Source organism: Pseudoalteromonas sp. SR41-1 (genome assembly GCF_014164015.1).
Classification (GTDB): Bacteria; Pseudomonadota; Gammaproteobacteria; order Enterobacterales; family Alteromonadaceae; genus Pseudoalteromonas; species Pseudoalteromonas distincta.
In genome coordinates this window covers 27937-51713 of sequence record NZ_JACJEK010000003.1, presented here as the reverse complement: position 1 = coordinate 51713, position 23777 = coordinate 27937, and the positions used below count along the sequence as shown (strand labels likewise).

Here is a 23777-nt window from a genome sequence, read left to right as displayed (position 1 = left end):
TCATATATTTAGTGCGCTGAATCAAAAACACGCGATTAAAATTGCTTTAAACCGCAGTTAAAAAGTCATTTATCGCTTTATTAACAGCAAGAGGCTTTTGAGCATGAAGCCAATGACCTGCGCCATGAATAATTTTAGCCTTGGTGTTTTTAAAGCGTGCTGTAATTGCAGTACGATGCTCGGGCAATATATAGTCAGAATCATTACCTTTAATGAAAAGAGTATCGCATAAACAAGAATTGTTTTCATTAACATTGGACGTGATTGTCGAATATTTTTCATCAAGCACATTTAGGTTAAATCGCCATGCAAAATGACCTTCTTCATTTTTTGCGAGGCTTTTAAGTAAAAACTGTCGAACCTCCAGCTCTTCAATATAAGGCTGCATAATTGCATCAGCTTGCTTTCTATCATCTATTGACTGCGTTGAAACTGCTTTTAATGCTTGTAATATTTTTGTGTGGCGAGCAGGGTAACTAACAGGTGCAATATCAAGTACAACCAATTTATTTACCAGTTCAGGGTGTGTTAGTGCTAATTCCATTGCGACTTTCCCACCCATAGAATGTCCAACTAAATGAGCTTTATCTATGTTTAAATGTGCTAATAACTCGACAATATCTTGAGCCATTGCAGGGTAGTTCATTTCATCACTATGAGGAGAAAGCCCGTGGTTGCGTATATCAACGTTAATAACATTAAAGTGTTCACTTAATGGTTTTGCGATTACATTTAGGTTTTCTAATGATCCAAAAAGTCCGTGGATCAAAATAACATTAGGGCCTTGCCCTTGTTGCTTGTAATTTAACTGCATACACGCCTCCTGAAAATTTCGCCATAGTTTGCCGAGCATTGCTCTAAAAAGCAAAAAATACAGCGACTATTTATTAAATTGGGCTTTTGTTTGTTAAATCAACAACAATCAAGTAAATATTAATATGTTTACGGGAGTGCTTGTTGTAACTCGCATTTCTGATTGGTTTGGGTATAATCACACGGGAGAAAAAAATGTGACCCGTAATGACAGGAAGAACATGAAACAAATCGACATAGACGACGAGTTATATCAGTATATTGCAAGCAATACGCAAAGTATTGGTGAAAGTGCATCCACTATTTTACGTCGTTTATTAAATCTGAGCGGCGAAAAAATTCAAACCGCAAACGTAGAACTAACTCAAAATAATCAAACTGCGACTACGTCTACCGCCACATTAAAAAGCTCAGAGCTACCTGCTGCTGAGACTTCAAAAAAACAAACGCCTGTAGCTCACGCACCCGTGAAGCAAAAAAGCGATAATGTTTTTAATGTATTAAATAAAGAAGAGCTGGCAATGCAAAAGGGTGTTGTTGGGCGCTTTTTGTTTATTTTAAGTGCATTTTACCGCACACATAAAACTGATTTTTCGGCTGTACTAGATATAAAAGGGCGTGACCGTGTTTACTTTGCTACTAGTAAAGAAGCCTTAGTAAATAGCGGTAGTAGTATGAACCCTAAAAACATAACTGATAGTGAATATTGGGTTATGACAAATTCTAATACAACGCGTAAAAAAATGATGCTTCATGAAGTTGCTCTTTGCCTTGGATATAGTGCAGAGCAAGCTGAAAAAATTCGCGATTACCTGTAAGGAAATATAATGGCTATTCACTCAGGCGCAGGCAAAACTGCTCCACAATCAGCACTGGTTAACGTACCTAAATTAGTATCTGCGTATTACTTAAACGAACCTGATCTTGAACAAAATCCAGAGCATTGTGTTGCTTTTGGTACATCAGGCCACCGTGGTTGTTCTTATGATGTTAAATTTAACGAGTCACACATTTTAGCGATTACTCAGGCTATTTGTGATTATAGAAAACAAAATGATATTTTTGGTCCGTTATTTTTAGGTAAAGACACACACGCACTGAGTGAGGCTGCATTTAATTCAGCTATTGAAGTCTTAGTTGCTAACGAAGTGCAAGTGATTACGCAAGAAAACGGTGACTTTACACCAACGCCAGTTATCAGCCACGCCATAGTTAGCCATAACAAGCTACACCCAAATGAGCTTGCAGACGGGATTGTTGTTACGCCTTCGCATAACCCTCCTGAAGATGGTGGCTTTAAATACAACCCACCTAATGGCGGGCCTGCTGATACCGACGTTACTAAATGGATTGAAGACAGAGCAAATCAACTTTTATTAGAAGATTTAGTTGAAGTTGAGTTATTCCCATTCGCTAAAGCTTCACGTTCAGGCTTTATTCGCTACGAAGATTTAATGACTCCTTATATTGATGATTTAGCAAATATCGTTAATTTAAAAGCCATTAGCGATGCAGGTATCAAAATTGGTATTGATCCGCTAGGTGGTTCAGGTATTAATTTTTGGCCTGTTATTGCTAAAAAATATAATTTAGATTTAACCGTCGTTAATGATGTTGTTGATCCACGTTTTGCTTTTATGCCACTTGATAAAGACGGCAAAATTCGTATGGATTGTTCATCACCTTATTCAATGGCGAACCTTATTGCATTAAAAGATGATTTTGATGTGTCTATTGGTAACGACCCTGACTACGATCGCCACGGTATTGTAACGCCAGGTGGTTTAATGAATCCAAACCACTTTTTAGCAGTGGCAATTGATTACTTACTTAAACACCGTGATTGGAATGAAACAGTAGAGATTGGTAAAACACTGGTTTCTAGCTCTATGATCGATAAAGTAGCAGCGCGCAATAATCGTAAAGTAAAAGAAGTACCCGTAGGCTTTAAATGGTTTGTTGAAGGCTTAAGCAAAGGCAAGCTTGCATTTGGTGGCGAAGAAAGCGCAGGTGCTGCATTCTTACGTTTTGATGGCTCTGTATGGTGTACAGATAAAGACGGCTTTATTATGGGACTACTTGCTGCAGAAATACTTGCAGTAACAGGTAAAACTCCATCAGCGCTTTATAAAGAACTAGAACAAGAGTTTGGTTCTCCAATTTATAAACGCCTTGATGCACCGGCCTCAAGCGGCCAAAAGTCACGTTTAAAAGCATTAAGTGCTTCTGATGTTAAAGCAGATACACTTGCTGGCGAACCTATTTTGCAAAAACTGACTCATGCACCAGGTAACGATGCGGCAATTGGTGGTTTAAAAGTGGTCACTGAAAATGGCTGGTTTGCAGCGCGTCCATCAGGTACTGAAGATATTTATAAAATATACCTTGAATCATTTAAAGGTGAAGAGCATTTAGCGTTACTTGAAAAAGAAGCTAAAAAGCTTGTAGATTCAGTTATAAGCTAACTTAATCTAATAATTTTAAAACGGCTGATTTATTCAGCCGTTTTTGTTTCTATACCTCTACCTTGTGCATATATATGCATAAGAGTTTACTCTCACATTATTTTTAAAGGGCTTATTACATGTCAGCCAATCCATCTTACTTAAATGAATTAAAACAAACGGGCGATTTTTTAACGCTTAGTCGTGACAACGAATGGCATTTAGATGCAGGTGAATTTGTTTTAGATAATGGGACTCGTGTAAATATACACGATACCGGTGTAATTGAGTTTCAACCTGCTGTTAAAACAAGCAAAGATGTAATTTATTCAAGCGCTGTACACGGTAACGAAACTGCGCCAATTGAAATTTGTGATACGCTCATTAAACAAATTATAAAAGGTGAGCTAGTCCTTAAGCAGCGTGTTTTATTTATTTATGGTAATCCACAATCAATTAATATTGGCCTGCGTTTTGTAGAAGAAAACTTAAATAGATTATTTAATGGTCACCATACAGTTGAAGGTGTACCAATGAATAATGAACGAAACCGCGCTGCAAAGCTTGAGCAATACGTAAGTGACTTTTATGCCCGTGGCCAGCAAGGCAGTAGCCGATGTCATTACGACTTACACACTGCAATTAGAGGCTCTAAAAACGAAAAATTTGCTGTGTATCCATTTTTACATGGTAAGCCATGGAAAAAGTCACAGTTGCAATTTTTATTGAGCTGTGGTGTAAATACCGTACTTATGATGAAATCACCCGCAACAACGTTTAGCTATTATTCGTCGTTTGTTCATGGTGCAGACTCGTTTACGGTAGAGCTGGGTCAGGTTAAGCCATTTGGCCAAAATGATATGGCCCGCTTTGAAAAAACAAAGCAAACCTTAACTGCATTAATTAGCCAAAATGAAGTTAAATACCCTGATTTTAATGCAAGTGAGTTTGAGTTATTTGCAGTGCACCGCACAATTAATAGAACGCAGGATGATTTTAGTTTCCCTTTTTCTGATGATGCTGAGAACTTTAGTGGCTTTGCGAAAGGTGAACTACTTGCAACCGACGGTGATACAGCGATTTACGCTGACGTTGAAGGTGAGGCTATTATATTTCCAAATGCGAGCGTAGCATTAGGGCAAAGAGCACTGCTTACTGTTATTCCAATGGATATTGATAGCAATTTCGTTTAATTAAACTCATCAGACCACTACTGGCTTCAAGTTAACTATTTGATTACTATTAATTAAAGTAACCGTATCGTTAACTTGCCACTTATTTAACCTGTATTTGCTTTTGTTTCGTCCCAGATGTATTGAATAACACTTTACGTTAACGTAAAGTGTTGGCAGCTTTAATTAAAGATAGTGCAGATGTTGCAAAGTTTAACCAACAACAATCACCCACAATAATAATTTAAAGGGGCACTGTTTTACCGACAACAAAAGAAGGTAGGTTATGAGTAATCCAAATAACGTATCGCTGAATATTAACCACGAGCTTGAATTTATTGATGGCCAAGCACTTAATATTCCAACCCTTAGTATTTTAACTGAGGACGGCGACATTCATCCTAGTGCAACCGCACCTGATATTTCAAAACATACCGCTATTAAGTTATATGAAACAATGCGTTTTATACGTTTGTTAGATGAACGTATGCAAGGCGCGCAGCGCCAAGGTCGTGTTAGTTTTTATATGCAATGCCTAGGCGAAGAAGCCGCAGTTACAGCCTCTGCTGCTGCACTTGATCAAGACGATATGATCATGGCTCAATATCGTGAACAAGCTGCACTACATTATCGTGGTTTTACGCTTGATCAATTTATGAACCAAATGTTCTCAAATGAATTGGATTTAGGTAAAGGTCGCCAAATGCCAATCCATTATGGCTCTAAAGCGCTAAACTACATGACGATTTCATCGCCACTGGGTACGCAAATACCACAGGCCACAGGTTATGCATATGGTCAAAAAATAAAGCATATCGACGCTAAAACAGGTGAGCTTGCAAGCACAATTGATAACGTGACTATTTGTTACTTTGGTGAAGGTGCTGCATCAGAAGGTGACTTTCATGCGGGCTTAAATATGGCGGCTGTTCACAAAGCGCCGGTTATATTTTTTGCACGTAATAACGGCTATGCCATATCTACCCCTGCTGATGAACAGTTTAAAGGCGATGGTATTGCGTCGCGTGGTGTAGGTTATGGTATTAAAACAATTCGTGTTGATGGCACAGATGCACTTGCTGTGTATGCAGCGACCAAAAAAGCACGCGAAATAGCCTCAACACAAGGTGAGCCTGTACTTATTGAATCGATTGCTTATAGATTAGGCGCGCATTCTACATCAGACGATCCCAGTGGTTATCGCTCTAAAGATGAAGAAGCAAATAATCAAATCTGTCCTATTGATAAATTTAGAAAATGGTTGGTCAAGCAAGATTGGTTAAACGAAGAGGACGACATAAAAGCAAAAGAGTCGATTCGTGAAGAAATTTTAGCAGCGCTTAAGCGTGCTGAAGTTGTTGCCAAGCCGGCTTTAGAAGAATTGGTATCTGACGTTTACGATACACCAATTCCATTATTGCAACGTCAGTACGAGCAATTAAAAGAACATATAAAACAGCATCCAGATGCTTACCCAGTAACTGCAGGGAGAATTAAGTAATGGCTAAAATGAACATGCTCCACGCAATTAACTCTGCCCTCGATATTACGATGAACGAACACCCTCAAGCCTGTATTTTTGGCGAAGATGTTGGTTACTTCGGTGGTGTATTTAGAGCAACATCAGGCTTGCAAGAAAAGTACGGTAAGCATCGCGTTTTTAATACGCCTTTAACCGAACAAGGTATTTTAGGCTTTGCTAATGGTTTAGCGGCATTTGGTGCGCCTGCATTAGCAGAAATTCAATTTGCTGATTATATTTTCCCAGCGTTTGATCAAATAGTAAATGAAGCCGCTAAATTTCGTTATCGCAGTGGTAATGAATTTAATGTAGGTAACTTAACTATTCGTACGCCTTATGGCGGTGGTATTGCTGGTGGCTTATATCACTCGCAATCACCCGAAGCTTATTTTGCACATACACCGGGCTTAAAAGTGGTTGTACCGCGTAACCCTTATCAAGCTAAGGGTTTATTACGTGCCTCTATTAAAGATGATAACCCTGTTATATTTTTTGAGCCTAAGCGTTTATATCGTGCATCAACAGGCGAAGTGCCAGAAGAAGATTATAGTATTGAATTAGGCACGGCTGAAGTAGTACAAGAGGGTACCGATATTACGCTTTTAGCGTGGGGTGCTCAAATGGAGATTATTGAAGAGGCAGCAAAGCAAGCAAGCGAGCAAGGTATAAGCTGTGAAGTAATAGATCTTCGTAGTATTTTACCATGGGATGTTGAAACGATTGCTAAATCGGTTATTAAAACCGGCCGTTTAATCGTGAGCCATGAAGCGCCTATAACTAATGGCTTTGGTGCCGAGATAGCAGCAACAATACAACAAGAGTGTTTCTTGCATTTAGAGTCGCCAATTTTACGTGTATGTGGTCTAGATACACCATACCCGTTGGCACTTGAAAAAGAATACGTACCGGACGCACTAAAAGTGTTAGCTGCAATTAAACAATCAATGGATTTTTAGGGGTTACCATGGCGAAAGATTTTATATTACCCGATATTGGTGAAGGCATTGTTGAATGCGAAGTTGTTGAGTGGCTAGTTCAAGAAGGCGATACCGTATCTGAGGACCAGCCAATTTGTGATGTGATGACAGACAAAGCATTAGTACAAATTCCGGCAGTGCATGATGGTATTATTACAAAGCTATATTATCAAAAAGGTGAAATTGCTAAAGTACATGCGCCTTTATTTGCTATGGATGTAACTGGTGATAGTACGAGTAATGAAGTAGTAGAAGAGCCAGTTCAAGCTGAAAATCAAACTAATAACAATGCATCTGATGTAGTTGAGGACTTTATACTCCCTGATATTGGTGAAGGTATTGTCGAATGTGAGATTGTTGATTGGTTAGTCGCAGAAGGTGATGAAATAGAAGAAGACCAAGCGGTTTGTGATGTAATGACCGACAAAGCATTAGTACAAATTCCGGCAAAATATACAGGCACAGTAAAAAAACTATATTACCAAAAAGGTGAAATAGCAAAAGTACATAGCCCGTTGTTTCAAATAACAATTGCAGGCAGTGCAGTAAAGCCAAATGTTGATATAAACCAAGCGGTCGTAAAGGCTCAAACTAATGCCGTCGCTGAAAAAGTTGCCTCTGTTAAAACGCAGCAAGCTGCAAAGGTTATCAATCAAAAAGCGGTTGCGTCGCCTGCAGTTCGTCGTAAAGCACGTGAACTTGATGTTGATTTAACGTGCGTACCAGGTAGTGGAAAAAATGGACGTATTTACAAGCAAGATATTGAAGAGTTTGTAAAAGGCGAAGTGCCAAATACTATTGATACTTCACCGCTTAATAGCGATGCTTCTCAAAGTGCTGTACAAAACCAAACACAGAATCAAAGCGGTGGCGTACGAGTAGAGCAAATTAAAGGTATTAAAGCGGCCATGGCCAAGCAAATGGTAGCTTCGGTTTCAACTATTCCGCACTTTACGTTTAGCGATGAAATCGACTTAACCCAGCTTATAGCTTTACGCAGCTCCTTAAAAGAGCAGTACAAAGCACAAGGTGTAAAGCTCACCATGATGCCATTTTTTGTAAAAGCACTCTCGCTAGCAATGAAAGAGTACCCTGTACTTAATTCAAAAGTGAATGATGATTGCTCAGAGCTTACCTATTATAACGATCATAATATTGGTATAGCGGTTGATTCAAAAATTGGCTTGTTAGTGCCTAATATTAAATCATGCCAGAGTAAGAGTATTGTTGATGTGGCTAATGATTTAACCCGCTTAACTCACTCAGCGCGAGAAGGGCGTGTTGCACCTGATGATTTAAAAGGTGGGACAATTAGTATCTCTAACATTGGTGCGATTGGCGGCACTATTGCGACCCCTATAATTAATAAACCAGAAGTAGCTATTGTTGCGCTTGGTAAACTACAGCATCTACCACGTTTTGACGAAAGTAGGCACGTTGTGAGTAAAGCGATAATGCAAGTAAGTTGGTCTGGCGATCACCGTGTTATTGATGGCGGAACGATTGCTCGCTTTAATAACCTATGGAAATCGTACTTAGAAAACCCTTCGGCAATGATGATGGCAATGAGTTAATAATATAATTGTTTAAACCTAGGGCGTGTTGATCTTTGATGATTGAATTTGCAGCAGTATGTTTGGTTTTTAGGCAAGGCAGAGCCTATGAAGTGTGGTTACTCCCCATAAGTAGGCGATAACGCAGCATAAATGCCAAACATGCGCTGCCCTTCGGGTTTTGCCTAGGGGCGATAAACTCTTTGTTGCTCGGTTTTTTCTTAGCCCACTAGGTTACAAACCTCGCGCCGCGATTAAATCGCCCCTAGATTGAACAAATTACAATCCGCAAAGGTCAACACGCCCTAATAAAAAAACCAGCAATTTGCTGGTTTTTTGTTTTAAATGAGTCTGTTTTTATTTAAGATACAAGTGTTACTAAAAAGTAATAAAGTTAACCCCGTTAGGGAATATAAAAAATAACACTAAGGAAATTTCATGGAACATTATATGAACGCGCTTCGCAGCTACGCGGATTTTTCAGGCCGTAATCGTCGTAAAGCATATTGGATGTTTGTATTATTTAACTTCATTTTTTCGGTAGTTTGTAATGCGATTGATGGTGTACTAGGTACAATGTTCATTGGCTCTATTTATAGCTTAGCGCTATTAATTCCTGGCTTAAGTGCTGGCGCACGTCGCCTTCATGATACTGGTCGTTCAGGCTGGTGGCAGTTACTTTGGTTAGTGCCAGTAATTGGTTGGATTGTTTTAATTGTTTTTCTTGCACAAAACTCACATGAAGGCGAGAACGATTATGGCCCAAATCCAAAAGAACTAGCTGCAGAGCCAGCAGCCGTATAAATAAAATAAGTTAACATCCTAAAAGCTCAGCAATTGCTGAGCTTTTTTGTGTTTGGCTATTTTAGCTTAAAAAGTAAAGGCCGTAGCCAACGGCCAAAGCAGGAATAGATGTATACACAGTCGCAATTACAGCCGCTTTAGGTGCCATTGCAATTGCAGGGAATAATGCATCACCGTCATTAGATATTGCATTAGCAGTTAATGCACTAAAGGGAACAATGCCTTGAATATATAACGTAGTAACAATTATTTGCGGACCACAACCTGGTAAAAAACCAATCACTACAGCAATAAGTGGCGCTAAATAAGCATAATGTGCAAACCAGTTTTTTAAATCAAGCCCTGCAATATTTACTAAAATCTCAAACAACATAAACGATGCCACTACCCATGCGGTCACAAAGTGTGTGTCTTGAAGTACTTTAATAATTTTAGAAGGTGGATTACATTCATCGTCTTCTGAGGTTACTTCTTTATAGCTTTCACCTTTAGAAGAATACGCCCATATAGTTACAGTAAATAACGCCATTGCAGCACCAAAAATACTAATACTTGTGCCTGTGTATTTTCCAAATTGATCAAAGTCGACATTAAATGCAATTAAAAAAGCAATAATGAGGCTTGGAATAATAGCAAACATCCAAACGGGTTTGCTTATTTTAATTATACTAGTTGGCAATACTTTAACTTGGTGTTTTTGTTCTTGCTTTGTTGGGCGTAAAAAGTCTTTTGCATGAAGGGCGTTTACTATAACACCACAAAGCGTGCCTACTACTAAGCCAATGGCCATTATGGTTAAACCCTCAGTAGGGCGAGTGGCAAGGAGTAAAAATGCGGCATCTCCCATTGTAGCTGTTAAAACAGCAACAATAGCCCCAAAACTTGCTTGGCCTTTTGTAAACTGGGTAACCACTATTATTGCACCACCACATCCAGGAAGGGCACCTAAAACGGCAGCAAAAAATATTTCTAATACCGGCGATTTAGCACTTAAATAACTAAGTTCTAATTGAGGTAAATGCTCTATGGCGTAGTAATAAATTAATAATGTAGCAGCAACAAATACGCTAACTTGAAAAAAAGCATCGCTTAGTGCTGTTATTGTAATTTCACGAAGTGATGGCACAGCTAAGCATACCAGCAAAAAAAGCGGTAATAATAAACGTTTATTTTGGCTAACAAAGCGTTTAGAAGCGGGCGTAATAAATCCTATTTGAGAGAGTAAAATCATACAGTGTTACCAATTAAATAAACTTAGTAACACTGTATATTTTAATTAAATGATAATCAATATCATTTGCATCTATTTAAATCGATTACTCTCTTTGAGTTTTTCGATGTTAAACCAATGCTACTTACGTTGAAATTCTGAGCTTGCATTCCACGTTGGCCATTGCTCTTGCTCCGAAATATCAAAACCTACTTTATAAAACAATTGTAAGTCTTGAACAGCACCCGATAAATCCCATTCGTCACGGTAACGATCACACGGTTGATGATAACAACCGCGAAGTACTAAACTCATGCGTTTACGGTAATTAGCTGTCTCTTCGTCAGCTGCGACTGTGCCGCCACCTGCGTACATGGCTGGAATCCCCATATTAGCAAATGCAAAGTGATCAGAGCGGTAATAGCCACCAGATGATGGTTTAGGATCGCCTGATATTGTTCTGCCTTGCTCTTTAGCTGCAGTTGCTAAAAACTCATCCATTTGTGACTTACCAATACCGACCACATTCATGTCTTTTACTTTGCCTAATAAATTTAAGCTATCCATATTTATGTTAGCGACTGTTTTATCAGCTGCAATCACTGGGTTAGCTGCATAGTATTTAGAACCTAGTAAGCCTTGCTCTTCAGCCGTAACTGCTAAAAATGTCATTGAGCGGCTAGGGTGCTTTGGTAATTTAGTAAACGCTTCAGCTACTTCAATTAGCCCAGCGGTACCCGTTGCATTGTCGTGAGCACCGTTATAAATTTGATCGCCTTTACGTGTTTTATCTGTACCTAAGTGATCCCAATGAGCCGAGTAAATAACATGCTCATCTGGTTGCTCGCTTCCTGGTAACGTAGCGATAAAGTTATACGACACTGATTTTTTAATCGTATTTTTAACATTAACAGAAGCAGTTAAATCGCCCATATCAACATGGTAAGCACCTTTAGCGGCATTTGTTTTAACGGTATCGAAATCTAATCCTGCTTTAGTGAAAAGCTCTTTTGCTACGTCAGTTGTAACCCAGCCTTCAACAGCTACACGATCCATATTGTTGTTTTCTTTTTGAAAACCAAACTGCTCACCGCTCCAAGAGTTTTCAACTACTGACCATGGGTATGACGCAGGTGCTGTTTCATGAATAATAATTGCGCCAGCTGCACCTTGTCGACTTGCTTCTTCATATTTGTATGTCCAACGACCGTAATAAGTCATTGCGTCGCCAGTAAATAAAGCAGGGTCTTTTGTTGCAAAGCCCGGATCGTTAACCAGCATTACAACCGTTTTGCCCTTAACGTCTAACCCTTCGTAGTCATTCCAATTGTATTCAGGTGCATTAACGCCGTAGCCCGCAAAAACAAGTTCAGAATTTTCTATGCCTTCTTGTGCGCTAATGCGGCTGCTACCCATAACCATATCTTTTTTATATTGATAGTCTTTACCACCAATACTAAGCACCATATTCGAATCAGCTTCTAGAGAAACCAATGGCACTTCTTGTAAGTAACTGTCGCCATTACCTGGTTTTAAACCTAAAGCTTTAAACTGCGCAGTTAAATAATCAAGCGTTAGCTTTTCGCCAGGTGATGAAGGAGCACGGCCACCAAACTCATCCGATGCGAGTACTTTTACATGTTTAGCCAATTCATCAGCTTGAATACTGTTATAACCATTTGTTACATCAGTAGGTGTAATACTTGTTGTTGCGCAACCTGCTAAAACAGCAGTAGCGAGGAGTGTGAGAGAGAAATAATGTTTCATGTCAGCTCTTTTTTTGTTTTAAGTTGTGATTAGTATATTAACTTCTATTAAGCAGAACCAGTTTTTGCGGTAAACTTCTCGTAAATTATAGGCATAAATTGTTAAAGGTTTAAATGAAGCGTTTTACTCCCCCCGAGCAGTGGCAAATCAGTAGTTTAGAAACAGGTGCATTTGCGCATTTACGTGAGCTATTTAAAGTTAACGAACTAACAGATTGGCCGGCGCCGCAGTGGTTTTCACCATTTTTAACTGCTATTAATGAGAATAGTATTCCTATTACTTTTGAAGATGATGCAAAGGTAGACTTTGGCGAGCGGTATTACGAGCAAGTAATTTTTGAAACGGGTGTTGTACCTACACGAAGTGAAAATTGGCATGACTTATTTGGTGGGTTTATATGGTGTTTATTTCCAAAAACCAAAGCGTTAATAAACCATAGACATGTGCAAGATATAGCTGAGCATGGACTGCAACAGCGTACTAAGCATCGTAATGCACTAACGCTTTTTGATGAGTGTGGTGTTGCATTAGCTATAAGTGAGAGTAAATGGCAGCAGTGGCTTTGCGATCACCAATGGAAAACTGCATTCGTTGAACACAAACATGAGTGGGGTAAAACAATAAAACCTTTTATGTTTGGTCATGCTAATTATGAAATGCTAACAAAGCCTTATATAGGTTTAACGGGTAAAGCGTTATTTGTTTGTGTACCGAATGAAATATTTTGTAAAGATTTAGTAACTCAATACCAGTACCTTGACCAAGCCCTTTATGAGATGATTAATACAGATAACTGCTTAGCCGATAACAAAAAGCTTTCACCACTGCCTTTATTAGGTGTGCCAGGCTGGCATGACGAAAACAAAGATGACTCTTTTTACAACAATACAGATTATTTTAGAGCGAAACGAAGGATGCGAACATGATAGAAGTTGCTGGGCTTAAAAAGAAATTTAAGCTAACTAAAGATCACAAAAAAAATAAAATAGACGACATCGATCCTCGTGAAGATAAAGACTACTTTCACTCAGTACGAGACGTTAGTTTTAGTTGCGCTAAAGGTGAGGTACTTGGATTGCTCGGCCCAAATGGTGCGGGTAAAACGACGACACTGAGAATGATTTCAACCGCGTTAAAGCCCGATGAAGGCTCAATAACGATTGCCGGAAACGATATTGTAAAAAAACCGCTACTGGGCCGTAAGTCTATTGGATTTTTATCAGGCTCTACGGGGTTGTATGGCCGCTTAACTGTAAAAGAAAACATAGAGTATTTTGCAAAGCTTCATGGCATGAACAAAAGCGATATAGCATCGCGTTGTGATGAGCTATTTACATTGCTAGATATGCATAAATTTGTAGATAAACGGGCAGAAAACCTTTCAACAGGTATGAAGCAAAAAGCAAATATAGCGCGTGCAGTTGTTCATCGCCCAGCAGTTGTGGTACTTGATGAGCCAACAACGGGCCTTGATATAATGACAACACAAACCGTTATTAAATTTATCAAAGGTTTAAAAGCGCAAGGGACGCCTGTTATTTTCTCAACCCATCATCTAGATGAAGTTGCACTTTTATGTGACCGTGTCGCTGTAATTAACGAAGGTATTAGCTGTTTTGACGGGACAGTAGAAGAGTTTAAACAAGCAGGTAATAGTGATGAGCTTAACCAAGCGTTTATGAATATATTAACGGAGAAACATGATGTTTGAGGTATTTAAAAAGGAATTAAGAGAGTTATTACGCGATAAAAAAACGCTATTATTTGTTGTCGCGCTTCCTGTTGCTATATTTCCGTTATTGTTTGCCGTAATGGCATTTATAAGCTCGCAAGCTGCAATGGACGCTGAGCAAAAAGTAAATACTTACGCGATAATCAACGGTGAATACGCACAAGAGTTTACAGATAAAGTGTTTTATCACAAAAGTTTTGAGCTTTATAAAGGGGATAAAACCTTTAACAATATTGATGAGCTTAAAGCAGGTGTAATCGCTGGCGATATTGATATGGGTATTTATTTACCAAGTCATGCTGTGCAAACATTGGACGATGGAAAACAAAGCCAGTGGCAGGTTGTTTTTAACGATTCAAAATCTATCAACTTTTTATTCGAACGCGTTAAAGAGCTCGCAAAAGAATACAGTGACGTGCTGCAAACTCAAAAGCTAATCAGTTTTGGTATTGAAGAGTCTGTTCAAAAATCTATTCTTAATCCAATTGAAGTCATAAAAGTAGATACAGCCGATAAACGTGAAAACCTTGGCGAAAAAATTGGCGGGTTTTTACCTTATTTACTTATTCCATTAGTATTGATGGGGGCAACTTATCCCGCTATTGATTTAGGCGCTGGCGAAAAAGAACGCGGCACGCTAGAAACACTCCTACTTACACCTATTACGCGTACAGAGTTGGTGCTTGGTAAATTTATAACCTTGTTAACTACATCCATTGCCTCCACAACCATAACCGTCTTAAGTATGGGCTGCTGGATAGCATTGGCGCTCGCATTTGCCGATCTTGATTTTATTAAAGCCGCATTTAGTACATTAGCAGTTACCGATTTACTAATGATATTTGTACTATTACTACCTGTTGCAGCTATATTTTCGGCCTTAGCTCTGGCTATATCTATCTATGCTCGCACGTTTAAAGAAGCGCAAAATTATATGGCACCACTTAGTATGGGCGTATTTTTCCCGATTATTATTTCAATCATGCCAAATATGGAACTCACTGCTAAAACAGCATTCATTCCTGTTACAAACGTAGCATTAGCAATTAAAGAAATAGTAAAAGGGACTGTTGATTACACATTTGTAGGCTTAATATTTTTAGCCACTGCAATCATTGCTGCTGGACTATTGGCATTTTGTGTTAAGTGGTTTAACAGAGAAGATGTGCTATTTAGATAATGTACATAAAGGGTTTTAAGAATATATAAAAGGTAGCAATTGCTACCTTTTATACTTTGAAGCGATTAATAGTTAAAATAGCTCATTTATTAATTTTGTAAGCCAATATTTTTTAACCCATTCATTTAAAATTCACATAAGGGTTGTGCTCTAAATAAAACTAATGATTTAGTCTTTTTATTATAAAAATTATAACGATAACTGATTAGTTAGAGGGTCCAATTCTCTCTTTAATACTCTATACTAATAACAATAAAAACTTATGGTGAAGGTAAATGTTAAAAAAGAATATTTTTTTGAACGTGACAAAAAATAATAAATTAATGCTTGTTGCAACAATAATATTTGTTCTTATAGCTTTACCATCTCTGTATTTGTTCGATCAAAAAGTAAGAAGTGATGTTTATAATTCAGCTCAAATAGAATTAAAGCGTGAACTTGAAACAAAGAGCTATTCATTAAAAAAACATCTTAAAGACAGTGTTACCGCCATTCGTTTTTTAGATGCTACACCACCAATACAAGGCATTACCCGCGCTAAAGAAAATAAACTAATTGATCCTGTTCTTGGTACGCCAATAGATGTTTGGCAAGAGCGCTTAGCAAGTATTTTTACTGGTTTTATGCAGACCGATGACAGTATTTTGCAAGCTCGCTATATTATGCTCGAAGATGGTGGGCAAGAGATTGTTAGAGTTGACCGAAATCAACTTGGAGAGATTAATCGACTGCAAGGTCTGCAATTACAAAAAAAAGGTCAACGCGATTACATAATCAAAGCAAGCATGCTTGATAAAAAAAGTGTCTATATTTCTCCAATTAACTACAACCGTGAAAATGGACAGATACAAGAACCTTATATAAGCACTTTTCGTGTTGCTAAGCCTGTTTTTGATGAAAATAATAAAATATTTGCAATATTAGTTACTAATTACTTTGCGGATAAATTACTTGAAGATTTAACAGTTGAATCTCCACAAGGGACGCAGGTTTACCTTATGAATAATGAAGGTGAATTTTTATATCATCCAAACCCTCAACTTCGATTCCGTTTTGAATTTAATAAAACTAAAACATGGTCTGAAGAATTCTCTACTGCAACCACCATGACAGAGCAAGGCACTTTACCAATAAGTAATTATCCAGTGGCTTACACTTTAAAAAAACGAATTTCGTTTGAGGGTGATATAGCCATGCTACCTTTAGAGCTTGGTGTAAGTGTTGATACTAAAACGTTGTTTGCAAAGGTGAACGAAAGGCGTCAAAACTTTATTGCAATGTTAGTGGTGTTTTTTAGCATATTTTTAGTTATTGCTTTTTTATACCAACGTTTTATAAACCGTAAGCTGTTAATTAATTCTCTAAAAGAGCAAAACAATAAAGTAATAGAAAATTCTTTGGATGCTATTTTTACAATTGAGCAAAACGGCGAAATTGTTCACTTTAATAATACCGCTAAAGAGGTTTTTGGTAGTTCAATTACAGGCACTAATCCTGATTTTGTCTCGCTGTTTAATTTAAACAACGCAGACACTAATTGTATTCAAGAGACTATTACAAACGGTTCAAAAATGCCGTTTGAAGCTATCTACACAGATGGTTATGGCAACAAACAATACTTTTCTATCACGCTTAGTAGTATTTTTGACGTATATAATAACCGTTATCAGGTAGCGGCTATTTTAAGAAATATTAGCTCATTAAAAAATACGCAATCAGAGCTCGAAGCGTTAAACAGTACTCTGGAGCTAAAGGTTTCACAAAGGACCATTGAACTAGAACGTGCAATTGACCAAGCATTAGCAGCAAGCCATGCAAAAAGTGACTTTGTAGCAAATATCTCTCACGAAATACGCACACCGATGAATGGCGTTTTGGGTATGCTTGAAATGCTCAAAGAAGATGGCTTAACCGAACAACAATACCATTATTTAAAACTAGCAAATAGCAGTGCTAACTCACTGATGAATCTGATTAACGATATTCTTGATTTTTCTAAAATAGAAGCAGGTAAGCTTGATATTGATAATCATACATTTGATGTTGTGACAGTATGTAGCGATATGATTAGCTCTTTAGCGTTACAGGGCCAGCGCAAAGGTCTTGAAGTATTTTTAGATACTAAAGATGTAGTAGACAGAATGGTTATTGGCGACAGCCATCGACTTAAACAAATTTTAATTAACCTAGTTAATAATGCGTTTAAATTTACTCATAGAGGTGAAGTAAGTTTAACTGTTGGCTCTAAGTACATTACTGACTCAAAGTTATTAATGAGCTTTACAATAAAAGATACCGGAATTGGTATAGCGCCAGAGAACATAGACAAACTATTTGAAGTGTTTACACAAGAAGATTCAAGCACGACCCGCCATTTTGGTGGTACAGGCTTAGGTTTATCTATATGTAAAAAACTTGCTCAGTTAATGGGTGGTAATATTACGGTTATAAGTGAAAAGGGCGCGGGTAGTACCTTTACCGCAACGGTTGAGCTACACGTTGCACAAGAGAAAAAATTAAACACAGGTATAGAGCTTGCTACAAGTATTAACGTAGCTGCATTAATAGCGCGCGATAACGTTTATAAAAACGTATGCGACTTATTGTTATTAACCTGCAAAGTAAAAGCAGAAAACATTGTACGACTTGACTACTTTAGTGAGCACAAAGAGTTTGAAGCTGATTTATTATTAATTGATGATGAGCATCCTCAAATTGATGCGTTAATTGATTACTGTAAACAGTTTAATAAAAGGTATGTTTTAATTTTACGAGACATGGTGACAGATAAGCCAATCAAAACGGTATTACCTGAAGGCAGCCATATTTTAAATAAACCACTCACTCAAGATCAATTCAGTTATAAATTAGCCAGCTTATTTGGTGCTAGTAGTGACTGTATTATAGCGCCACCTAAAGGCTTGGAAGAGGAACAAGTAGAGCCTGACCTATCTGCTTATCATATATTATTAGTAGACGATAATATGATAAACATTGAAGTAGCAAAGGCGATATTAAAGCGTACCGAAGTAAAAATCACTTGTGCGTCAGACGGTATAGAAGCCTTAGAAGCATTGAGAGAAAACGAAGAGCAAGCTTTTGATGTTATATTAATGGATTGCCAAATGCCCAATTTAAATGGCTACGATACAACAAGTGAAATTAGAAATAGTAAGGCAGGGGTAGATTATACTTACATACCGATTATCGCTATGACAGCGAGTGCGATGGAAGGTGATAGAGAGCGATGTTTAGCTGCTGGAATGAACGACTACATTACAAAACCAATTAAACCAGAAACTTTAAAAGATAAGCTAATTACTTGGTTAAGTTAATCGTTTTTAAAATCAGCTGCTAGGCAGCTGATTTTTTTGGTTTGGTACTTGTTGACGTATTTAAAGGCGTGTTAAGAATAGCTATGTCTGCGCTATCGAGTATAAACTGTGTATCTGACCAATGTAGTAATTCTATCTTTCCATCTTGCTGCTCTACAAGCGCAGTACAGCTCTCAATCCAGTCACCATCGTTACAGTACATAATACCGTCATCTACTTTTATTTTGGGATGGTGAATGTGTCCACAAATAATACCATCTACGTTTTGTTTTTTAGCTTCATGAATTGCAGCATCTTCAAAGGCACTAATCGCTTCTCGTGCTTTGTGTACCCGAGCTTTTATCCATGATGCAAGCGAGTAATAGTTACCGCCAAATATTTTACGTATACGATTAGTCCATCGATTTAAAAATAATAAAAAGTCGTATCCTGCATCCCCCGCAATACTAACAAGTTTGTTATAACGAGTTGCTGAATCAAAGTCGTCGCCGTGTATAAGTAAAAACCGTTTATTAGCTTTAGTGGTGTGAATAAACTGCTGGTGGATTTCAACACCAAATAATGTTTGATTTATATAGTTTCTAAACGCTTCATCATGATTACCGGGAATATAAATGACACGTGTACCGCTAGCTGCTTTTGTTTGTATGCAGTTTAATACTTCATAATGAGAAGGGTGCCAATAAAACTGTCGCTTCATTGACCATAAGTCAATAATATCACCCACTAAATAAAGTGTGTCGGATTCTACCGAGTTTAAAAAATCAAGTAAGTAATCAGCTTTACAATCTTTGTAACCTAAATGAACATCAGATATCCATATAGCTGGATAATGTTGTTTTTTACGCAGTTGATTGTTTGTCATGCCTGTCATCCATAGTGTAATAATTAAACACTGTAGATAAATCTAATGACACTTATGAGACACTTTAGCGAAGCCTCCATGACAATTTATACCAAGGCACGTAATTAAATGATTTCTACAAAGCTAGGAAAGGTGAGTCATTGAGCAGCTATTATTACGCATAAAAAAGGCCGCATTTTAAATGCGGCCTTTTAGTCTGTTCTAAGCGTGGGTGTTATTAACCTTTAACAGCCGCTTTAATTGCATCAATTGCAGTGTCAATATCAATCATTAGCTTTTCACCGGTGCGGCGGTTTTTAAGCTCAACTTTATTCTCGTCAAGGTTACGCTCACCAATCACCAGCGTAAATGGTACACCAATTAGCTCCATGTCATTAAACATAACACCAGGGCGCTCTTTACGGTCATCAAATAACACATCAAGACCTGCATCTTTTAAACCTTGGTAAAGGTTATTTGCAATATCAGGAATACGATGCGATTTGTGCATGTTCATTGGAACAATCGCTAAATCGAATGGCGCGATTGATTTTGGCCAAATGATCCCGTATTGATCGTTGTTTTGTTCAATAGCAGCTGCAACAATACGTGAAACACCAATACCGTAACAACCCATGGTCATGGTTTGGTTTTTACCACCTTCGTTTAATACTCCCGCTTTCATCGCTTCTGAGTATTTAGTGCCAAGTTGGAATATATGACCTACTTCAATACCGCGTTTTATTTGTAAAACGCCTTGGCCACATGGGCTCATATCGCCTTCAACAATATTACGAATATCAGCAACTTCGTAATCAGTTACGTCACGATCCCAGTTAATACCGCTGTAATGCTCGTCGTCTTTATTAGCACCGGCAACAAAATCAGCAAGGATATTAGCGGCTCTATCAACAATTATAGGCATAGATAAGCCCACAGGGCCTAATGAGCCGGGTTTTGCACCAATAGCAGCAACAATATCTGCCTCTGTTGCCATTTCAAGTGGGGAGTCTACTAATGGGTGCTTTTCAGCCTTCAATTCATTTAAATCATGATCGCCACGAAGTACAAGCGCCACTAAACCACGTACATCGTTTTCATCAGGTGCACCGTAAACAATTAAGGTTTTAACACCGCGATGAGGTTTTACACCGTAGTGCTTTTTAAGCTCATTAATTGTTTTAGCGTCAGGAGTAGGGAATGCTTTTAACTCTTTACTTGCTTCTGGGCGTGGATCGTTTGGCGCTAGTGCTTCTGCTTTTTCAATATTAGCAGCGTAATCACTGCCATCACTAAATGCAATTGCATCTTCGCCCGACTCAGCAAGTACATGAAACTCGTGAGATAAGCTACCACCAATAGACCCAGTATCAGCAAGTACAGGGCGGTAATCAAGGCCTAAACGCTCAAAAATGTTACAGTATGCTTTGTGCATCGCTTGATAAGTCGCATCTAAACACTCTTCACTTAAGTGAAAAGAGTAGGCATCTTTCATTGTAAATTCACGAGCACGCATCACACCAAAGCGAGGGCGGCGTTCGTCGCGTACTTTAGTTTGTACTTGATACAAGGTAACTGGTAACTGCTTGTAGCTGCTTATTTCTTTACGTACGAAATCAGTTATTACTTCTTCGTGTGTTGGACCAAGTGCAAACGTACGGTTATGACGGTCTGTGAAGCGCATAAGCTCAGGACCAAATTCATTCCAACGGCCAGACTCTTCCCACAAATCAGCGGGTTGAATTACAGGCATTAGCATTTCAATAGCACCTGCTTTGTCCATCTCTTCACGTACAATGTTTTCTACTTTACGTAGCACACGTAAACCAGAGGGTAACCAAGTGTATAAACCCGAAGCGACGCGACGGATCATACCGGCTCTAAGCATTAACTGATGCGATACGATTTCAGCATCTGATGGCGTTTCTTTAAGTGTTGCGAGTATATATTGGCTTGTACGCATGTTTTTTCCGAAATAGAGTAATTATGTTCTTTTAATAGAGCTTAAGTTTAACAGCGGATGCTTTTACACTAAAGCGCTAAGTGAGTTATTTAGTTTTTTTCTATGTTTGTTACTACGTTATGCTCGTCATTGACTTGCCAGCGAATATTATAATTGTACAAAGTCATACCATAGCTTTGCTCGCCGTCTTTTTGTTTTTTATAGGCAGGGCGGGGATCTTGTTTTAAAACATTAGCTATAAAATCATGTAAATCTGGGTATTGTGTTTGCGCATTAACAAACTCAATTGCCTGAGGGCTAAATTCAACCGTCATTTGTGTTTCTGGGCGTGTATCTGCAAAGCCAGCACTGGCGTCAAGCATTGCATCTGAATAGGGTAAGTACGGTTTAATATCGATAATGGGTGTGCCATCAAGTAAATCAATGCCAGCGAGTAATAAACTAAGTTGTCCGTTTTTATATTCAATACCTTCAAGTTTTACTGCGCTCATACCAATCGCGTTTGGTCTAAATGTAGCGCGGGTAGCAAATACACCTTTTCGCTCATTCCCACCTAAACGAGGTGGGCGCACCATGGCAGAATAACCTTTATCGGCCGTTTCATGAAAACGAAATAGCAACCAAATATGAGTAAATTCATCTAAACCACGTACAAACTCTTCGCGATTAAAATCAGGTGCAAAAATAAGTTTTGCCTTGGCTTGTGGCACTAAACGAGGCTGCCTAGGTATAGCAAACTTTTGTTTATAGGGAGATTCAATGTGGCCAATAGCCGAAATGGTATAATCGCTCATAGTACTCGGGTACAAATAAAATAGAGCGCTATTCTACCTGCATTTAGTATTTATGGCATTAGTGTAAGTAAGTTTATTGCGTATACCAATTTTATTAAAAATATGATTATTCTAGTGCATTAAATAGCGCACTTACTTCGTTAAAAATTATTCATATAGACCATCTAGTTTAAAATCAATTATTAGACTGAGAGGTTTATATTTTGTATTAATATATTTAAAAAGGACCTAAAACAAAAAAGGGCAAGCTAATAAGCTTACCCTTTTCAAACATGTTAAAGATTAATTAAAACATGTATTGAACTGATACAGATGCTACATCCATGTCTGGATCAATATCGTCATCAAGTTTGTAGCGTTCGTACTCTAAACGAAATTGTACATTTGTTGTAAGTGCGTATTCAATACCCGCACCATAAAACGCATCACCACCATCTGTAGAAGCTGTTACACCGCCTACTGGTAAATCTTGTGTGTAATCTGCATCCCACTCAAGCCAACCGCCTTTTGCATATACAGAAAAGCTCTCTGTTATTGGGTAGCCCAAACGTGCGGCAAGCGATACGCCATCAATTTCAGCTTTGCTGTCTATATCACTTACTTCATCAAAGTTTTGATAAGCAAGTTCTAAGCTTAGGTATTCGTTAAACTGAGTACCAATATAGCCTTTAAGCATTTGTGCATCGTCGTCAAAGTCAGTGTCGTTGTCACTGTCTTCAAATTCAAAAGAATATTGACCGTAACCGATACCAGTATAAATACGTGGAGAATCGAAATCAGAAATGTCAGCGTGTGCTGCAGAGTTAAAACCCAGTGTTGCTAGTGCAATAGCTGAAAGAGAAAGTGTTTTAATCATTGAATAGCTCCTTTACAAAAAATAATCAAATGCTTGATTTCATTAATCAAACTTCAATTATCTACTTGCAGCGAGCGTGCCAATATTAAAATGGATTAAAAACACGCCACAATTAGTTCTTTTGTATTGGTTTTTACATTGTTTAGCGTGTTTTATAATCAAAGTGAACTTTTGTGTAATCGTGTACTCTAAAATAAGTTGTATGTTTTACAAAGTATAATGAGTTTTTTACATAGCCTTACTTTATTCAAATTACTAATTAGACTTTATGAAGCAAGTTTTCTGTTTCAATTGCTATTTCTTTCATTTTTATAGCGTAATTTTCTAATTTAATGTCTTCATCGGTCACTGCTTTAAACGAAGGCACTTCTATTGGGTAGCCCGTTTCATCCATTGCAATAAAGCTGATAACACAATGGTTTGTTTCAACCATATTTTGCGTTTTTGGATCGCCACACCTAACTTGAATAAATATTTGCATGCTACTTCTACCCGTATGGGCAATTTTAGCTTCTACTTCGACTATTTGACCCACTAAAATAGGGCGTCTAAATTTAACACCCGCAACCGAAACAGTTACGCAGTAATGACCACTCCAACCAGCAGCGCACGCATAACCTGCTTGGTCAATCCACTTCATGACGGCCCCACCATGAACTTTACCACCAAAATTAACATCAGTAGGCTCTGCTAAAAAACGAAAAATAACTTTTGACGACGGCATAAATAACACTCTTATTATTAAAACTACTATTAGCATAACGTAAAAAAGGGGCCGAAGCCCCTGCAATTTAGGATATGTTTATAATTT

Annotated in this window: 19 protein-coding genes; 11 read left to right on the top strand and 8 right to left on the bottom strand. The window is 38.1% G+C overall.

The genetic code is table 11. The features are described from left to right. Nucleotides 1–46: 46 nt before the first annotated feature. The gene (locus tag H5118_RS03160; protein WP_182747775.1) at nucleotides 47–814 is read right to left on the bottom strand and encodes an alpha/beta fold hydrolase; all 768 of its coding nucleotides are present in this window, start codon (nucleotides 812–814) and stop codon (nucleotides 47–49) included. Nucleotides 815–1034: 220 nt separating this feature from the next. On the opposite strand from H5118_RS03160, the gene seqA reads away from it, so the two are divergent. From seqA to H5118_RS03125, 7 genes are all read left to right on the top strand, one after another. Then, nucleotides 1035–1631, top strand: coding sequence for a replication initiation negative regulator SeqA (gene seqA / locus H5118_RS03155; protein WP_002962932.1), 597 nt, complete (start codon nucleotides 1035–1037; stop codon nucleotides 1629–1631). 9 nt (nucleotides 1632–1640) lie between these two features. Beyond that, complete coding sequence (pgm, locus tag H5118_RS03150; RefSeq protein WP_182747773.1) at nucleotides 1641–3278, top strand: phosphoglucomutase (alpha-D-glucose-1,6-bisphosphate-dependent); 1638 nt, start codon at nucleotides 1641–1643, stop codon at nucleotides 3276–3278. Between the two features lie 119 nt (nucleotides 3279–3397). Then, nucleotides 3398–4450, top strand: coding sequence for a succinylglutamate desuccinylase (gene astE, locus H5118_RS03145; RefSeq protein WP_182747771.1), 1053 nt, complete (start codon nucleotides 3398–3400; stop codon nucleotides 4448–4450). Between the two features lie 265 nt (nucleotides 4451–4715). Continuing rightward, on the top strand, nucleotides 4716–5930 hold the full coding sequence (locus H5118_RS03140; RefSeq protein ID WP_002962935.1) for a thiamine pyrophosphate-dependent dehydrogenase E1 component subunit alpha: 1215 nt from the start codon (nucleotides 4716–4718) through the stop codon (nucleotides 5928–5930). Then, the gene (locus H5118_RS03135) at nucleotides 5930–6907 is read left to right on the top strand and encodes an alpha-ketoacid dehydrogenase subunit beta (RefSeq protein ID WP_182695664.1); all 978 of its coding nucleotides are present in this window, start codon (nucleotides 5930–5932) and stop codon (nucleotides 6905–6907) included. The genes H5118_RS03140 and H5118_RS03135 overlap by 1 nt, the downstream gene beginning before the upstream one ends. An 8-nt stretch (nucleotides 6908–6915) precedes the next feature. After that, entirely contained in the window at nucleotides 6916–8502 is a 1587-nt protein-coding gene (locus H5118_RS03130; RefSeq protein WP_182747769.1) for a dihydrolipoyllysine-residue acetyltransferase, read from the top strand. A 417-nt stretch (nucleotides 8503–8919) separates the two neighbouring features. Further along, nucleotides 8920–9285, top strand: a complete 366-nt coding sequence (locus tag H5118_RS03125) for a DUF805 domain-containing protein (protein ID WP_165723473.1) — start codon at nucleotides 8920–8922, stop codon at nucleotides 9283–9285. Between the two features lie 61 nt (nucleotides 9286–9346). Here H5118_RS03125 and H5118_RS03120 read toward each other — a convergent pair whose 3' ends face one another. Both H5118_RS03120 and H5118_RS03115 read right to left on the bottom strand, forming a co-directional pair. Further along, nucleotides 9347–10516: a putative manganese transporter gene (locus H5118_RS03120; RefSeq protein ID WP_182747767.1), complete on the bottom strand. Its 1170-nt coding sequence runs from the start codon at nucleotides 10514–10516 to the stop codon at nucleotides 9347–9349. Between the two features lie 120 nt (nucleotides 10517–10636). Continuing rightward, a complete protein-coding gene (locus H5118_RS03115) occupies nucleotides 10637–12262 on the bottom strand; it encodes a M28 family metallopeptidase (protein ID WP_182747766.1) in 1626 nt (541 codons plus the stop codon). Between the two features lie 113 nt (nucleotides 12263–12375). Between H5118_RS03115 and H5118_RS03110 the strand changes: the two genes are divergently transcribed. The 4 genes from H5118_RS03110 to H5118_RS03095 all read left to right on the top strand — a co-directional run bounded on the left by H5118_RS03110 (nucleotide 12376) and on the right by H5118_RS03095 (nucleotide 18509). Further along, nucleotides 12376–13188 carry a DUF3025 domain-containing protein gene (locus tag H5118_RS03110; protein ID WP_182747764.1) on the top strand — a complete coding sequence of 271 codons (813 nt, stop codon included), beginning with the start codon at nucleotides 12376–12378 and terminating at the stop codon, nucleotides 13186–13188. Next, the gene (locus tag H5118_RS03105) at nucleotides 13185–13973 is read left to right on the top strand and encodes an ABC transporter ATP-binding protein (protein WP_024596859.1); all 789 of its coding nucleotides are present in this window, start codon (nucleotides 13185–13187) and stop codon (nucleotides 13971–13973) included. Before H5118_RS03110 ends, H5118_RS03105 begins: the two co-directional genes overlap by 4 nt. Continuing rightward, a complete protein-coding gene (locus H5118_RS03100) occupies nucleotides 13966–15174 on the top strand; it encodes an ABC transporter permease (protein WP_039487952.1) in 1209 nt (402 codons plus the stop codon). Before H5118_RS03105 ends, H5118_RS03100 begins: the two co-directional genes overlap by 8 nt. A gap of 323 nt (nucleotides 15175–15497) precedes the next feature. Beyond that, nucleotides 15498–18509, top strand: coding sequence for an ATP-binding protein (locus H5118_RS03095; protein ID WP_409074706.1), 3012 nt, complete (start codon nucleotides 15498–15500; stop codon nucleotides 18507–18509). Nucleotides 18510–18528: 19 nt separating this feature from the next. Here H5118_RS03095 and H5118_RS03090 read toward each other — a convergent pair whose 3' ends face one another. The 5 genes from H5118_RS03090 to H5118_RS03070 all read right to left on the bottom strand — a co-directional run bounded on the left by H5118_RS03090 (nucleotide 18529) and on the right by H5118_RS03070 (nucleotide 23690). Next, nucleotides 18529–19374 (bottom strand): UDP-2,3-diacylglucosamine diphosphatase, encoded by an 846-nt coding sequence (locus H5118_RS03090; RefSeq protein ID WP_182724434.1) that lies wholly within the window; start codon nucleotides 19372–19374, stop codon nucleotides 18529–18531. A gap of 217 nt (nucleotides 19375–19591) precedes the next feature. Next, nucleotides 19592–21316, bottom strand: a complete 1725-nt coding sequence (locus H5118_RS03085; RefSeq protein ID WP_149602592.1) for a proline--tRNA ligase — start codon at nucleotides 21314–21316, stop codon at nucleotides 19592–19594. Between the two features lie 89 nt (nucleotides 21317–21405). Next, nucleotides 21406–22110 (bottom strand): tRNA (N6-threonylcarbamoyladenosine(37)-N6)-methyltransferase TrmO, encoded by a 705-nt coding sequence (tsaA, locus tag H5118_RS03080; RefSeq protein ID WP_182747760.1) that lies wholly within the window; start codon nucleotides 22108–22110, stop codon nucleotides 21406–21408. A gap of 286 nt (nucleotides 22111–22396) precedes the next feature. Beyond that, the gene (locus H5118_RS03075) at nucleotides 22397–22966 is read right to left on the bottom strand and encodes an outer membrane beta-barrel protein (protein ID WP_002961225.1); all 570 of its coding nucleotides are present in this window, start codon (nucleotides 22964–22966) and stop codon (nucleotides 22397–22399) included. Nucleotides 22967–23225: 259 nt separating this feature from the next. Further along, a complete protein-coding gene (locus tag H5118_RS03070) occupies nucleotides 23226–23690 on the bottom strand; it encodes an acyl-CoA thioesterase (protein WP_024596822.1) in 465 nt (154 codons plus the stop codon). Nucleotides 23691–23777 lie beyond the last annotated feature (87 nt).

Bases quoted from the DNA above. Each gene is read 5' to 3' on its own strand.
- pgm (WP_182747773.1), top strand. From the start codon at position 1,641: ATGGCTATTCACTCAGGCGCAGGCAAAACTGCTCCACAATCAGCACTG.
- H5118_RS03100 (WP_039487952.1), top strand. From the start codon at position 13,966: ATGTTTGAGGTATTTAAAAAGGAATTAAGAGAGTTATTACGCGATAAA.
- H5118_RS03140 (WP_002962935.1), top strand. From the start codon at position 4,716: ATGAGTAATCCAAATAACGTATCGCTGAATATTAACCACGAGCTTGAA.
- H5118_RS03085 (WP_149602592.1), bottom strand. From the start codon at position 21,316: ATGCGTACAAGCCAATATATACTCGCAACACTTAAAGAAACGCCATCA.
- H5118_RS03135 (WP_182695664.1), top strand. From the start codon at position 5,930: ATGGCTAAAATGAACATGCTCCACGCAATTAACTCTGCCCTCGATATT.
- H5118_RS03130 (WP_182747769.1), top strand. From the start codon at position 6,916: ATGGCGAAAGATTTTATATTACCCGATATTGGTGAAGGCATTGTTGAA.
- H5118_RS03105 (WP_024596859.1), top strand. From the start codon at position 13,185: ATGATAGAAGTTGCTGGGCTTAAAAAGAAATTTAAGCTAACTAAAGAT.
- H5118_RS03075 (WP_002961225.1), bottom strand. From the start codon at position 22,966: ATGATTAAAACACTTTCTCTTTCAGCTATTGCACTAGCAACACTGGGT.
- H5118_RS03090 (WP_182724434.1), bottom strand. From the start codon at position 19,374: ATGACAAACAATCAACTGCGTAAAAAACAACATTATCCAGCTATATGG.
- H5118_RS03110 (WP_182747764.1), top strand. From the start codon at position 12,376: ATGAAGCGTTTTACTCCCCCCGAGCAGTGGCAAATCAGTAGTTTAGAA.
- H5118_RS03120 (WP_182747767.1), bottom strand. From the start codon at position 10,516: ATGATTTTACTCTCTCAAATAGGATTTATTACGCCCGCTTCTAAACGC.
- H5118_RS03095 (WP_409074706.1), top strand. From the start codon at position 15,498: ATGCTTGTTGCAACAATAATATTTGTTCTTATAGCTTTACCATCTCTG.
- tsaA (WP_182747760.1), bottom strand. From the start codon at position 22,110: ATGAGCGATTATACCATTTCGGCTATTGGCCACATTGAATCTCCCTAT.
- H5118_RS03070 (WP_024596822.1), bottom strand. From the start codon at position 23,690: ATGCCGTCGTCAAAAGTTATTTTTCGTTTTTTAGCAGAGCCTACTGAT.
- H5118_RS03160 (WP_182747775.1), bottom strand. From the start codon at position 814: ATGCAGTTAAATTACAAGCAACAAGGGCAAGGCCCTAATGTTATTTTG.
- H5118_RS03115 (WP_182747766.1), bottom strand. From the start codon at position 12,262: ATGAAACATTATTTCTCTCTCACACTCCTCGCTACTGCTGTTTTAGCA.
- astE (WP_182747771.1), top strand. From the start codon at position 3,398: ATGTCAGCCAATCCATCTTACTTAAATGAATTAAAACAAACGGGCGAT.
- seqA (WP_002962932.1), top strand. From the start codon at position 1,035: ATGAAACAAATCGACATAGACGACGAGTTATATCAGTATATTGCAAGC.
- H5118_RS03125 (WP_165723473.1), top strand. From the start codon at position 8,920: ATGGAACATTATATGAACGCGCTTCGCAGCTACGCGGATTTTTCAGGC.